Here is a 13,155-nt window from a genome sequence, read left to right on the forward strand (position 1 = left end):
CCGGCCACCGGAACCGGACCGCTCACAGGGCCCCGCGCGGGTCCCGGACCACCGACCGGCCAGGGCATCACCGGCGCAAGGCGGTCAGGGCACGACCGACGCTCGCTCCTCGCCCGACAGCTGGACGCCATCCGACGTTTCCGAGGAGCGGTAACCCTCCGCCTGAAGGGCGAACAGGCGGGCATAGCGCCCTGCGGCGGCCATGAGTTCCTCGTGGGTGCCCTGTTCCCGTATGCGGCCGGCATCCAGGACGACGATGGTGTCCGCCGACCGGACCGCTCCGAGACGGTGGGAGACCAGCAGGCTGGTGCGGCCGGCGCGGTGGCCGGTGAGGCGACGGTGGATCTCGTGCTCGGCCTCGGCGTCGAGCCCTGCGCTGGGCTCGTCCAGGACGAGCAGGTCGCAGTCGTCGCGCAGCAGGGTGCGCGCCAGCGCGACGCGTTGCCACTGGCCGCCGGAGAGCACGACTCCGGCGTTCGGGTCGTCCTCCTCGTCCTGGTCGAAGAAGATCCGGCTGAGGAGGGTGCCGTAGCCTTGCGGCAGTTCACGGATCTTGCTGTCGATGTCCGCAAGCCGAGCCGCCTCCGCGATGCCGCTGGTGTCTGTCAGCCGGGCCAGGTCGCCGATGCCGATGTTCTCGGCCGCGGTGAGGTCGTAGCGCATGAAGTCCTGGAACAGGACTGAGATCCGGCGGCGCAGCTCCGCGGGAGGGATCGTTCTGATGTCCACGCCGTCCCAGAGGATGGCACCGCGGGTGGGGTCGTAGAAGCGGCACAGCAGCTTGATGAGGGTGCTTTTGCCGGCTCCATTGAGGCCGACGAGCGCCACCGACGAGCCGCGGTGGAGAGTCAGGTCGAGTCCGCGCAGCACCCAGGGGTGGCTCTCGTCGTAGCGGAACCACACGTCGCGCAGTTCGATGCCTTTGCGCAGAGGGGCGAGCGCGGTGTCGGTCGCGAGGACGGCGGGGAAGTCGTCGGCGGCGGCAAGGATCTTGTGGTGGTAACGGAACAGCAGCAGCGACTGGTACGAGCCCGCCAGGCCGGTCGCGAGGCCGATCAGTGCTCCCTGCGCTCCGGTCACCGCGGCGACGAAGGCCATGACGGCACCGACGGTCAGGGCGCCGTCAGCGGCCTCGGTGACGGCCCACACCAGTCCCCCGCCGGCGACCGCGGAGGACAGCAGCGCGAGCAGTCCGTGGGTGCGGAACTCCTTGCGGTCGACCCGTCGCTGGCCGTCGTGCATGACACTCACCTCGTCCAGCATGCGGCCCTTGAGAAATTCACCGAGGCCGAAGAGGCGGGTCTCCTGCACGGCTGTGAGGTCGGAGATCAGTGCCGAGTAGAAGATCCGTCGCCGGGTGGCCGGGGAGATCGAGGCGAGCATGGAGACGCGTCCGCGGGTCAGCGCCAGGTGCCCCAGGAGCGCGGGTACGGCGGCAACGGCGACCAAGGCCGCCATCGTCGGGCTCAGTGCGAACAGCGTGGCCATCAGGCTGGCGATGGTGATGCAGCTGCGTGCGGTGTCGAACAAACCTGCGGTGGTGCCGGCCACCGCTCCGGCCCCCTGGGTCGCCATCGCCAGGTCATTGCGGAATCCGGGATCCTCGAACCGTGCCAACCCGTGCAGTCCGTTGAGCGCGGTGTACAGCTCGTCCTGCATGAGGCGGTCGATGCGCCGGTCCAGTTCGCTTCGGACGAAGCGGGTCAGGTACGGCAGGAGCCCCGTGGCCAGTCCGACCGCGGCGAGCGCGACCGACCAGCGCAGCGCGCCGGCCCTCCGCCCGGACGTGAGGTCGTCGACGACGAACTTGGTCAGCCACGCCGTGGCGGTCGGCAGCAGGCCGCCGAACAGCGTGGTCGCGAGGTAGGCCACGCAGCGGACGCGCCCCGCCCGCCAGCACAGGACTGCGGCGACGCCGACCAACCGCAGGGTCGTGCGCCACCCGGTCATGGCGCCGGAACCGGCCAGGCCAGGGCACCTGGCTCGGTGACCGCCTGGATGATCGTGCCGTCGGCCCGGACGAGGAGAAAGGTCGGGAACGCCTTGAGGCCGATGGCCATGACCTGAGTCCGCACCTCCTCCCCCCGCACCAGCGGGATGCCGGGCCCCACGAGCGCGATGAGTTCGTCGGCTTGCCGGCCCTCCCCGGAGACGAAGGCCAGGACGTCGTCGTGGGCACGGGCGATCTGCGCGAACTCGGCGGCGTGGTCGTGGCAGCTGTCGCAATGGGCGTCGAGGAACGCCACGAACCGGACGCCCGACTCGCCGGCGAGGTCGGGAGCCTGCGTCCCCACCAGGACCTGGGGGTCGTACGTTTGGAAGTTCGGCTTGACGCTAAGCCTGCCGAGTTCCTCGGAGTGCTCACGGAGCCTGCGCAGCACAGCGAGGGTGAGCAGCAGGTCGAACATACAGAGCAGGCCCACCAGCACCACGGCGGCGGCGAGGAAGATCATGAGTGCGAGTCTCGCTTCGTGTCGGTGAACAGAAAGGCCAGGTCTTCGAACCGGATGAAAATTAGGGCGCCGATCACCGCAGTCGCCGCGGTCACCGCGACACCCCCCGTGTGCGGGGGCCAGGCGGACGAGACCAGGCCCGCGGCGAGGCCGGTGAGGCCGACGGCGGCGAGGGCCAGGTTGCGCACGACGTGGACCGGCCCGAGCGGGGCGGTCGAGGCGCCGAAACAGCGGCACGGCACGGCCCGGCCGTCGCGCAGCGCCACGGTGATGCCCGTCAGGAACGCCAGGAGCAGACCGATCGTCACGACGAACCCCGCGAGCGCGGTGGCACTGACCGCCAGCAGCACGGTGGCGACGAGTTCGGTGCCGACGACCGCCGCGGCGACCGTCCTGGAGGCTCTGCGCGACAGGAGCCGTAGGGCGACGACGGACGACGTGAATTCGGCGAATGCCGCGCTACTGCGGGTCTTCCCCGTCACGGCGACGAGGAAGACCACGAGAAGTAGCGCGCGGCACCCGAGGAACAGGTAGGTCACCTGTCAGCAGTTGTCGATCGTGTTACATGCTCCACAACTGGTCACCCCGCCCACTACATGACACAACTTCAACAGACGGCCGTATACGCCGAGATACTCGATGTAGCCGCACGAGGTGCAGTTCTTGTAGAACGAGGTGTCGGCGCTGGCCGTAGCCTTCGGTACCAGGCGGTCGAGCACCTTGTCCATCAGGGCGTTCATGATGGTTCCCTTCTGTCGGCTGCGAATGCCTCGAACATACAAACGGCCCGTACACCGGCTCATACACCGCCCGCGAACGCGACTGTACGGATCGCGCGCGGCTCCTCGGGCGGGACGTGAGGATCCGGGGCCGGTAGTTCCCTCGCGTACAGGCGGACCAGTCCGTGCATGCGGAAGCGCCCTTCGCCGACGGCATCCAGCAGCCGGGCCTGTACCAGTTCGTCCAGCACGGTCTCCGCGGTCGGGACATCGCTGCCGAGCAGCGCCGCGACGCGTCCGATGTCCAGGTCGGCGGGCGGGCACGCGGCGAGGCGACGCAGCACCGCGGCCGCCGTGTCGGCCAGCGTTCCGTAACTGGCCTCAAAGCAGGCGCCCAGATCCAGGTCGCCCGTACGCCACTCCACCAGCCGTCGCCGCTCCAGCCGCGCCCCGAGGCGGCCGATCGGCAGGTCAGGGCGTTCGGTGAGCCGCGCGCCCACGATCCGTAGGGCCAGGGCGTGTCCTCCGCACGCCCTGGCGACCGCGCCGACCGCCTCCGAATCCTGCGCAGCCCTGGCCTCGCCCACGTGCAGAGCCAACGCCCGCACCGCGTCTGCAAGGCTCAGCTCTTTCAGCCCGATCTGCTCGGCGTCCAGCGTGGAGAACACCGGCCGGCTGGTGATGACGGTCGCGCAGCCGGCCCCGGCCAGTAGCAGCGGCCGGACCTGTGAGACGCCGGCCGCATTGTCCAGGAACACCAGGACGCGTTGTTCGGCGACCAGCGACTGCAACAGGGCGGCGGCCTCCGCCTCTGTCGGCGGGAGCCGGTGCCGGCGGACCCCGAGGGCGCGCAGGAACCGGTTCAGCACTTCATGGGCGGGCAGCGGTGGCAGGTCCGATCGGGCGCCCTGCAGGTCGGCATAAAGCTGTCCGTCGGGGAAGTGGTCGGCGACGGCGTGGGCGGAGCGGAGTCCCAGCGCGGACTTGCCGATGCCGCCGAGCCCGTGGATGGCTATCACGGTCGGCCTCGTCTCCACGCGCAGCGCCATCGTCGTACGGTCGAACTCCGCAGCGCGACCCACGAAGAGCCTCGGACTCGGCGGCAGCTGCCGCGGGACGGGCCGGCCGGCTGCTCCACGCGGGCCGGGCTGCAGGGCGGGACGTGCCGAGGCGTCGAGTTCCGTTGCGCCACGTTCCCGAGTGTCGATTTCCGGAGCCCGCGCGAGGATCGACTGGAGGAGACGGCACAGCTCGCGGCCCGGGCCGACGCCGAGTTCCTCGCGCAGGACGTCACGTGCCCGGTGGAAGACGCGGATCGCACTGTGCACGTCTCCGCAGCGGTAGAACGCCAACATCAACCGCGCCTGGGCGCGTTCACGCAGCGGATGGCGTTCGACGAAGGGACGGAGCCTGTCCACGACCTCACGGTGGTCACCGAGCGCGAGAGCGGCCGTGGCGTGGTCCTCGACGGTGCGCGCGAACTGCTCCCCGAGGGACTGGGCGAGCTCGGTCAGGACAGGGCCGAGGCGTACGTCCGCCAGGGCCTCTCCCCGCCACTGCGCGAGGGCGCGGTCGAACGCCGGAGCGGCGGTACGAGTGTCCCCCCTAGCCATCGCCCTACGTCCCGTTTCCGCGGCTTCCTCGAAAATCCCCAGGTCCAGTTCGCCCGGTCCCACCTGCAGGAGATAGCCGGTCGGCTCTGTCCTCAGGCGAGCGGCGAGTTCAGGGGCGCCGCGTCGCAGCCGCATGACGTAGGTACGGAGGTTGGGTAATGCGGAGGCGGGCGCGTCCTCGCCCCAGATCTCGTTCACCAGGTCGGCCACCTTGACCGCGCGGCCGCGGGCGGCCAGCAGGGCGGCGACGACCGTCCGTTGCTTTTCCGCCGGAAGGGGGATTTGGCGTGCGCCGTCTCGGATCTCCAACGGACCCAGGAGCCGGAACCTCATCGCGACGAGAGTCTGTGCAGCACGACCCCCATCAGCCCCTCGACCGAGAACGGCCCACGGTGGCGGGAGTCGATGCTGCCGAGTCGGTTGTCGCCGAGGACCGCCAGGGTTCCTGGCCCCACCGGACCGTCACCGGGGATCTCGGACGGCAGGGGGTCACCAGGGAGGGCGGCGACCCGTTTCACGTTCCAGATCCGGCCGTCCGGGCCCGCCTGGGCCGCCGTGCGATACGGGCCGGTCAGCGGTGGTTCCAGCACCACGACGTCGCCAACCCTCACGTGACACAGCCGTCTTCGTCTGACGAGGACACGGTCGCCGTGCGCCATCGTGGGCGCCATGCTCATGCCCTCCACGGTGACGACCACCAGGTTCCTACGACACCACAGCATCGCCGCGGAGACAGCTAACGCGCCCAGAAACACGGATGTCAGGATCACACCAAGATCCTATGATCGGCGGACGGCGGGAACAACCGGCTTTCTCCCCCGGTCCCTGGTCGGCAGAGGGAACCGCACCGCCCGCACGCGCGACCCGGCGGGAACGATGACCACCTCCCACAGCCAGTCCCGATCCGGCGCGGACGATGTCACCGTCGCGTGCGACGATCGGGCGGGTACCCGACGTGTATGCGCGAAGGAGAGTGCTCGATGGCGACGAAGCCGCCCAAGGAGGATCCGGTCCAGGACGCGCCGCGGGTCGCGGAGCCCGAGCACGCGGCCGCGGGGCTGCCCGCCGTCGGGCACACGCTGCGCATCGCCCAGCAGCAGATGGGTGTGAGGCGTACCGCACTGACGCTGCTGCGGGTCAACCAGAAGGGCGGCTTCGACTGCCCGGGCTGTGCCTGGCCGGAGCCGGAGCACCGGCACACCGCCGAGTTCTGCGAGAACGGCGCGAAGGCGGTCGCCGAGGAGGCCACCCTGCGGCGGGTGACGCCCGAGTTCTTCGCCGCGCACAGCCTCACCGACCTGCACGGCCGCAGTGGCTACTGGCTGGGTCAGCAGGGCCGGCTCACGCACCCCATGTACCTGGCGGAGGGCGCCGAGCACTACGAGCCGGTCAGCTGGGAGCGCGCCTTCGACATCATCGGCGCGGAGATCGCCGCCCTCGGCTCACCCGACGAGGCCGTCTTCTACACCTCGGGCCGGACCAGCAACGAGGCCGCGTTCCTGTACCAGCTCTTCGCGCGCGAGCTCGGCACCAACAACCTGCCGGACTGCTCCAACATGTGCCACGAGTCGTCGGGATCGGCACTGAGCGAGACGATCGGCATCGGCAAGGGCAGTGTCCTGCTGGAGGACCTCCACCGGGCCGACCTGATCATCGTCGCCGGGCAGAACCCGGGGACGAACCACCCCCGGATGCTCTCCGCCCTGGAGAAGGCCAAGGCCGGGGGCGCGCGGATCATCAGCGTCAATCCGCTACCGGAGGCCGGTCTGGAGCGGTTCAAGAACCCGCAGACCCCCCAGGGGATGCTCCGGGGCGCCGCGCTCACCGACCTGTTCCTGCAGATCCGCATCGGTGGCGACCAGGCCCTGTTCCGCCTCCTGAACAAGCTGGTCCTGGAGACGGACGGCGCGGTCGACGAGGAGTTCGTACGCGAGTACACCTCCGGGTTCGAGGAGTTCGCGAAGGCCGCCCGCGCCGCCGACTGGGACGAGACGCTGGCGGCGACCGGGCTGTCCCGCGCGGAGATCGAGGAAGCGCTGCGCATGGTGCTCGCCTCGAAGCGCACCATCGTGTGCTGGGCGATGGGCCTCACCCAGCACAAGCACTCGGTGCCGACCATCCGCGAGGTCGTCAACTTCCTCCTGCTGCGCGGCAACATCGGCCGCCCCGGCGCGGGCGTCTGCCCGGTCCGCGGTCACTCGAACGTGCAGGGCGACCGCACGATGGGCATCTTCGAACGCCCCGCCCCCGCGTTCCTGGACGCCCTGGAGAAGGAGTTCGGCTTCGCGCCCCCGCGCGAGCACGGTTTCGACGTCGTGCGGGCCATCCGCGCGCTGCGCGACGGCCAGGCGAAGGTCTTCTTCGCGATGGGCGGCAACTTCGTCTCCGCCACCCCCGACACGGACGTCACCGAGGCGGCCATGCGGCGCGCGCGGCTGACGGTGCACGTGTCGACGAAGCTCAACCGCTCGCATGTCGTCACCGGCGCGCGGGCGCTGATCCTGCCGACGCTCGGCCGCACCGAACGCGACCTGCAGGCCGGCGGCGAGCAGTTCGTGACCGTGGAGGACTCCATGGGCATGGTGCACGCCTCGCGCGGCCGGCTCAAGCCCGCGAGCCCGCACCTGCTGTCGGAGCCGGCGATCGTGTGCCGGCTGGCCCGCCGGGTGCTCGGGGCGGACAGCCGCACGCCCTGGGAGGAGTTCGAGAAGGACTACGCGACGATCCGCGACCGCATCGCGCGCGTGATCCCCGGCTTCCAGGACTTCAACGCGCGCGTGGCGCACCCGGGCGGCTTCGCCCTCCCGCACGCCCCGCGCGACGAACGGCGGTTCCCGACGGCCACCGGCAAGGCGAACTTCACGGCGGCCCCCGTCGAGTTCCCCGAACTGCCCGCGGGCCGCCTGCTGTTGCAGACCCTGCGCTCGCACGACCAGTACAACACCACGATCTACGGCCTGGACGACCGCTACCGGGGGATCAGGAACGGCCGCCGGGTGGTCCTGGTGAACCCGCAGGACGCGCGGCGGCTGGGGGTCGCCGACGGGTCGTACGTGGACCTGGTGAGCGAGTGGAAGGACGGCGTGGAGCGCCGGGCGCCGGGCTTCCGGGTCGTGCACTACCCGACCGCGCGCAACTGCGCGGCGGCGTACTACCCGGAGACCAACGTGCTGGTGCCGCTCGACGCCACCGCGGACACCAGCAACACCCCGGCCAGCAAGTCGGTCGTGATCCGTCTGGAACAATCGGCGACCGACTGAGCGTTTGCTCAGCGGAGAGAGACAGTCGTACGACGATCGGAGCCGGCCCCATGGGCGAGCAGCAGCACGTGAAGTTCCCGCAGGAGGTCATCGACGAGTACGCCTCGCTCGGCGTCGACCTGCCGGCCCTGTTCTCCGCGGGGCACCTCGGCACCCGGATGGGCGTGCAGATCGTCGAGGCCTCCGCGGACCGCGTCGTCGGCACCATGCCGGTGGAGGGCAACACCCAGCCGTACGGGCTGCTGCACGGCGGGGCCAGCGCGGTGCTGGCGGAGACCCTGGGCTCGGTCGGGTCGATGCTGCACGGCGGCAGCTCGAAGATCGCGGTCGGCGTCGACCTGAACTGCACGCACCACCGGGGCGCCCGCTCCGGCCTGGTCACCGGCGTGGCCACGCCGGTGCACCGGGGACGCTCCACGGCCACGTACGAGATCGTGATCAGCGACGAGGAGGGCCGCCGGGTGTGCACCGCCCGGCTGACCTGTCTGCTGCGTGACGTGCACACGGGGGACGAAGCCCATGTCCGGGGCGCCGGCGCCTGATCGGCGCCCGGTAAGAGAACGGCAGGGAGGGTGGCGAACCACCATCGGCGGCGCCGCCCCCCTCCCGCGCGAGAAACGCGAAAAAGTTCCAAAGGCTTGACTTTCTTTCCGCGGCGTAACTCTACGTAATACGCGTGTAATTTACATTCGCAGATTCCCCCCAGTTCCCGGGGCCCGCCGCATCTCCCACCCACCACGAAAGTCGCCCACAGCAACGGCCCGGTGTCATGGCCAAAACCGTCGAGACACCTGAACGGATCATGCCGGGTCCTGCAGGTTCTCAGAATGCGGACGGGGCGAATCGGGCTCAATTCCTGCTTTCCCCCCACGATGTACCGCTCTGCATTACCTCGTGTCATAACAAGAGCGTCACAGCCTTCGTCAAGCACTCCTCCACGTTCCTCACCCGCGCTTAGAGTCACGGCCAGTCACCGCTCCATGGGGAGTTCGGTACCGGCGCGGCACCCGTCGTTCCCTGCGAGGGGGCGCATGCCCGCGGAAAGGATCGATTGTGCGACAGCGTTCTCTGGTGATTCTTACCTCCGTCCTGACCACCGGAGCCCTGACCCTCACCGCCTGCGGTTCTCGCGACAGCAACAGCAAGAGCGGCGACAGCGGCAACGTGACGGTCACGATCGGCGTCGACGCCCCGCTGACCGGCCAGAACTCCGCCACGGGTCTCGGCATCCAGTACGGCGCCCAGATCGCCGTCGACGACGCCAACAAGAACAAGACCGTCCCGGGCGTCACCTTCAAGATCAAGGCGCTGGACGACAAGGCGACTCCCCCCATCGGGCAGCAGAACGCCACCCAGCTCGTCTCCGACAAAAGCGTGCTCGGCGTCGTCGGTCCGCTCAACTCCGGTGTGGCGGCCCAGATGCAGCAGGTCTTCGCCACCGCCAACCTGGTGGAGATCTCCCCGTCCAACACCGGCGTCGATCTGACCCAGGGCAAGGACTGGCAGACCAAGAAGGTCCGCCCGTTCAAGACGTACTTCCGCACCGCGACCACCGACGCCCTGCAGGGTGCCTACGCGGCGGACTACGCCTACAACGGCATCCACAAGAAGAAGGCGTTCGTCGTCGACGACAAGCAGGCCTACGGGGCGGGCCTCTCCAAGATCTTCAGGGAGCAGTTCGCCAAGCAGGGCGGCAAGGTCATCGGCACCGACCACGTCAACACCGGCGACCGTGACTTCTCCACCCTGGTCACGAAGATCAAGAACTCGGGCGCCGACATCCTCTACTACGGCGGCCAGTACGACGAGTCTCAGGTACTCACCAAGCAGCTCAAGGACGCGGGCGCCAACATCCCGCTGTTCGGCGGCGACGGCATGTTCACCCCGACCTACATCAAGACGGCCGGCAAGGCCGCCGAGGGCGACCTGGTGACCTCGATCGGCGTCCCGGTCGACACCCTGCCCGCCGCCAAGGACTTCGTGGCCACCTACAAGGCCAAGAAGTACCCCGGTGACTACGGCACCTACGGCTCGTACTCCTACGACGCCACCACCGCGATCATCAAGGCCGTCGGCACCGTCGTGAAGGACGGCAAGATCCCCACCGACGCCCGCTCCCAGATCGTCAGCGCCGTCCAGAACACCTCCTTCGACGGCATCTCCGGCAAGATCTCGTTCGACCAGTACGGCGACACCACGAACAAGCAGCTGACCGTCTACCAGGTCGTCGGCGGAGCGTGGAAGTCCGTCAAGAGCGGCGTGGCAACCCCGAAGTAACCGGCCACAGCACATCGCACCACCAGGGCCGCGCGGCGCAGACCACCGTCACCGCGCGGCCCGCCCTCTACCGCCCCCCTGACTCTCCCCACCACATGGAGGCCATGCGGTGAACACCCTGCCGCAGCAGCTGGCCAACGGGCTGTTCCTCGGCTCGATGTACGGTCTGATCGCCATCGGCTACACGATGGTGTACGGCATCGTCCAGCTCATCAACTTCGCCCACGGCGAGATCTTCATGACCGGAGGCTTCGGCGCCCTCACGGTCTACCTTCTCCTGCCGGACGGCATATCCATGTGGGTAGCCCTGCCGGCGATGCTCATCGGCGGCGCCCTGGCCTCCGTCCTCATCGCCGTCGGCGCCGAACGCTTCGCCTACCGACCGCTGCGCGGCGCACCACGCCTCGCCCCGCTGATCACCGCGATCGGCCTGTCGCTCGCCCTTCAGCAGGCGGTCTTCAACTGGTACCACGTCGGCGGCGACGCCAAGTCCGCCCGGGTCTTCCCGCAGCTGCCGTTCGGACCGCTGCACATCGGCTCCGTGACCGTGCAGAGCGGTGACATCTTCCTGATCATCGCCGCCCCGCTGTGCATGGCGATCCTCGCCCTGTTCGTCCGGCTCTCCCGCACCGGCCGCGCCATGCAGGCCACCGCCCAGGACCCGGACACCGCCCAGCTGATGGGCATCGACACCAACCGCATCATCGTCATCGCCTTCGCGATCGGCGGCTTCTTCGCGGCCGTCGCCGGTGTCTCGTACGGGCTCAAGTACGGTTCCGTCTCCTACGACATGGGCTTCATCGCCGGTCTGAAGGCGTTCACCGCGGCCGTCCTCGGCGGCATCGGCAACATCTACGGCGCCATGCTCGGCGGCCTCGTCCTCGGCATCGCCGAGGCCATGGCCACCGCGTACATCGCCAACATCCCCGGGATGCAGCAGCTCGGCGGTGGCGGCTGGGCCTCCGTGTGGGCCTTCGTCCTGCTGATCCTCGTACTCCTCTTCAGACCGCAGGGTCTGCTCGGCGAACGCGTCGCGGACAGGGCGTGAGCAGCATGACCGACATCACCAACTCCCCGGCCGCGGCCGATCGCGGGCCCGTCCCGCTGCCGCTGTCCGTCGCCCGGCTGCTCATCGCCGTCGGTGCCGTGGGCACCATCGCCAGCACCTTCATGAGCTGGACCTGGACGTCCGACTTCCCCGGCGACCTGACGGTCTACGGCTACCCGGCCGGCCTGCAGATCCTGGCCCTCGTCGGCGGCGCCCTCACGCTGCTGTTCGGGCTGACCCTGTGGGACGTCACGGGACTGCGCTGGCTGAACCCGGCGAGCGCCACCTCCCCGATCTTCCTGACAGCCCTGTCGGCGTTCGCCGTCTGCTGGTTCACCGGCATCGCCATCGCCGTCGACCTCGGCGGCCTGGTCAACCTCGACCCCGGCGCCTACGTGGCGATGGCGGCCTCAGCGCTGCCTGTCGTCGGCGCCCTCGCCCTGCCCCACCCGGCGCCGGGCACCGGATTCCGTGGCTACCTGACCAAGCCTCAGTTGCCAGTTCCCGGCAAGACGTCACCGCTCACCGAGCGGATCGTCATCACGGTCGGCGTCGCGCTCGCCCTCGTGGCCTTCACCTACGGCATCGGCATCGACAACGACGCGAGCGAGACGTTCATCGGCTACCTGCTGCTGCTCGTCTTCGCCGCCTGGGGCCTCATGCACACCGGCCTCGTCGACCGTTTCGCCACCACCGCCGCACACCACAAGGGGTTCGCCTCGGCGCTCGCCTTCGTCGCGGCAGTGATCTTCCCGTTCACCCAGAGCGACGACCACAACGCCAACGTCGGCGTGAACATCCTGATCTTCGCCACCGTCGCCCTCGGCCTGAACATCGTCGTCGGCCTCACCGGTCTGCTCGATCTCGGTTACGTCGCGTTCCTCGGTGTCGGCGCATACGCGGCCGCCCTGGTCTCCGGCTCGGAGTACTCCCGGTTCTCCGGTGTGCACTTCCCGTTCTGGGCCGCGGCCCTCACCGGCATGGCCGCCTCGCTGGTCTTCGGTGTGCTGATCGGCGCGCCGACCCTGCGGCTGCGCGGCGACTACCTGGCGATCGTGACACTCGGCTTCGGTGAGATCTTCCGGATCACCGTCAACAACCTGGACGGCGACTCCGGACCGAACATCACCCGCGGCCCGAACGGCATCACCCAGATCCCGGACCTGAACATCTTCGGGTTCAACCTGGGCGAGGCGCACGACGTCGGCGGGTTCACCCTGGGCCGGTTCGCCAACTACCTGTTCCTCATGCTCATCGTCACGGCGATCGTCGTGCTCGTCTTCACCCGAGCCGCCGACTCCCGTATCGGCCGCTCCTGGATCGCCATCCGCGAGGACGAGACCGCGGCCACCGCCATGGGCATCAACGGCTTCCGCGTCAAGCTGATCGCCTTCGCCCTCGGCGCCTCCCTCGCGGGCCTCGCCGGCACCGTGATGGCGCACGTCAACTACAGCGTGAACCCGCAGCCGTACCAGTTCGCCGGCGCCGCCCCGCCCAACTCGGCCTTCCTGCTGGCCGCCGTCGTCCTCGGCGGCATGGGAACGGTCAGCGGCCCGCTGCTCGGCGCGAGCGTGCTCTACCTGGTCCCGGAGAAGCTCCAGTTCCTGCAGAACTACGAGCTGTTCGCCTTCGGCGTCGCGCTGATCTTGCTGATGCGGTTCCGGCCGGAGGGCATCATCGCCAACCGCCGCCGCCAGCTGGAGTTCCACGAGACCGGCCAGCTCGACGTACCGGCACAGGCGACGCTGAGCGACGATCCGGCCGTCACCAAGGCAGGGGCGTGAG

At 69.5% G+C, this 13,155-nt stretch carries 11 protein-coding genes; 5 read left to right on the top strand and 6 right to left on the bottom strand.

All coding sequences use genetic code 11. From position 1 onward, the window contains the following. Positions 1-84: 84 nt before the first annotated feature. Genes AB0958_RS02185 through AB0958_RS02210 form a run of 6 tightly spaced genes read right to left on the bottom strand, consistent with a single transcriptional unit; the run spans position 85 to position 5,555 of the window. Positions 85-1,950: an ABC transporter ATP-binding protein gene (locus AB0958_RS02185; RefSeq protein WP_366888371.1), complete on the bottom strand. Its 1,866-nt coding sequence runs from the start codon at positions 1,948-1,950 to the stop codon at positions 85-87. Further along, positions 1,947-2,453, bottom strand: a complete 507-nt coding sequence (locus AB0958_RS02190; protein WP_366888372.1) for a hypothetical protein — start codon at positions 2,451-2,453, stop codon at positions 1,947-1,949. Before AB0958_RS02190 ends, AB0958_RS02185 begins: the two co-directional genes overlap by 4 nt. Next, positions 2,450-2,992: a MauE/DoxX family redox-associated membrane protein gene (locus AB0958_RS02195; protein WP_366888373.1), complete on the bottom strand. Its 543-nt coding sequence runs from the start codon at positions 2,990-2,992 to the stop codon at positions 2,450-2,452. Before AB0958_RS02195 ends, AB0958_RS02190 begins: the two co-directional genes overlap by 4 nt. A gap of 3 nt (positions 2,993-2,995) precedes the next feature. Continuing rightward, positions 2,996-3,193: a hypothetical protein gene (locus tag AB0958_RS02200; protein WP_366888374.1), complete on the bottom strand. Its 198-nt coding sequence runs from the start codon at positions 3,191-3,193 to the stop codon at positions 2,996-2,998. Between the two features lie 59 nt (positions 3,194-3,252). Further along, positions 3,253-5,118 (bottom strand): AfsR/SARP family transcriptional regulator, encoded by a 1,866-nt coding sequence (locus AB0958_RS02205; protein WP_366888375.1) that lies wholly within the window; start codon positions 5,116-5,118, stop codon positions 3,253-3,255. Beyond that, positions 5,115-5,555: a S26 family signal peptidase gene (locus tag AB0958_RS02210; protein WP_366888376.1), complete on the bottom strand. Its 441-nt coding sequence runs from the start codon at positions 5,553-5,555 to the stop codon at positions 5,115-5,117. Before AB0958_RS02210 ends, AB0958_RS02205 begins: the two co-directional genes overlap by 4 nt. A 210-nt stretch (positions 5,556-5,765) precedes the next feature. Here AB0958_RS02210 and AB0958_RS02215 point away from each other — a divergent pair, with 210 nt between their 5' ends. The 5 genes from AB0958_RS02215 (at position 5,766) to AB0958_RS02235 (ending at position 13,154) form a co-directional block, all read left to right on the top strand. Further along, complete coding sequence (locus AB0958_RS02215; protein WP_366888377.1) at positions 5,766-8,045, top strand: FdhF/YdeP family oxidoreductase; 2,280 nt, start codon at positions 5,766-5,768, stop codon at positions 8,043-8,045. Between the two features lie 50 nt (positions 8,046-8,095). Then, on the top strand, positions 8,096-8,587 hold the full coding sequence (locus AB0958_RS02220; protein ID WP_366888378.1) for a hotdog fold thioesterase: 492 nt from the start codon (positions 8,096-8,098) through the stop codon (positions 8,585-8,587). A gap of 526 nt (positions 8,588-9,113) precedes the next feature. Next, positions 9,114-10,322 (top strand): branched-chain amino acid ABC transporter substrate-binding protein, encoded by a 1,209-nt coding sequence (locus tag AB0958_RS02225; RefSeq protein ID WP_366888541.1) that lies wholly within the window; start codon positions 9,114-9,116, stop codon positions 10,320-10,322. A 109-nt stretch (positions 10,323-10,431) separates the two neighbouring features. Continuing rightward, positions 10,432-11,370 carry a branched-chain amino acid ABC transporter permease gene (locus AB0958_RS02230; RefSeq protein WP_366888380.1) on the top strand — a complete coding sequence of 313 codons (939 nt, stop codon included), beginning with the start codon at positions 10,432-10,434 and terminating at the stop codon, positions 11,368-11,370. Between the two features lie 5 nt (positions 11,371-11,375). After that, positions 11,376-13,154 carry a branched-chain amino acid ABC transporter permease gene (locus tag AB0958_RS02235; protein ID WP_366888542.1) on the top strand — a complete coding sequence of 593 codons (1,779 nt, stop codon included), beginning with the start codon at positions 11,376-11,378 and terminating at the stop codon, positions 13,152-13,154. The last annotated feature ends 1 nt before the right edge of the window (position 13,155 follow it).

The sequence above is a fragment of the Streptomyces sp. NPDC006655 genome (assembly GCF_040703965.1).
Taxonomy (GTDB): Bacteria; Actinomycetota; Actinomycetes; order Streptomycetales; family Streptomycetaceae; genus Streptomyces.

Excerpts from the sequence above, each read along its gene's own strand:
- AB0958_RS02200 (WP_366888374.1), bottom strand. The coding sequence starts at position 3,193 with ATGAACGCCCTGATGGACAAGGTGCTCGACCGCCTGGTACCGAAGGCT.
- AB0958_RS02190 (WP_366888372.1), bottom strand. The coding sequence starts at position 2,453 with ATGATCTTCCTCGCCGCCGCCGTGGTGCTGGTGGGCCTGCTCTGTATG.
- AB0958_RS02220 (WP_366888378.1), top strand. The coding sequence starts at position 8,096 with ATGGGCGAGCAGCAGCACGTGAAGTTCCCGCAGGAGGTCATCGACGAG.
- AB0958_RS02235 (WP_366888542.1), top strand. The coding sequence starts at position 11,376 with ATGACCGACATCACCAACTCCCCGGCCGCGGCCGATCGCGGGCCCGTC.
- AB0958_RS02215 (WP_366888377.1), top strand. The coding sequence starts at position 5,766 with ATGGCGACGAAGCCGCCCAAGGAGGATCCGGTCCAGGACGCGCCGCGG.
- AB0958_RS02205 (WP_366888375.1), bottom strand. The coding sequence starts at position 5,118 with ATGAGGTTCCGGCTCCTGGGTCCGTTGGAGATCCGAGACGGCGCACGC.
- AB0958_RS02185 (WP_366888371.1), bottom strand. The coding sequence starts at position 1,950 with ATGACCGGGTGGCGCACGACCCTGCGGTTGGTCGGCGTCGCCGCAGTC.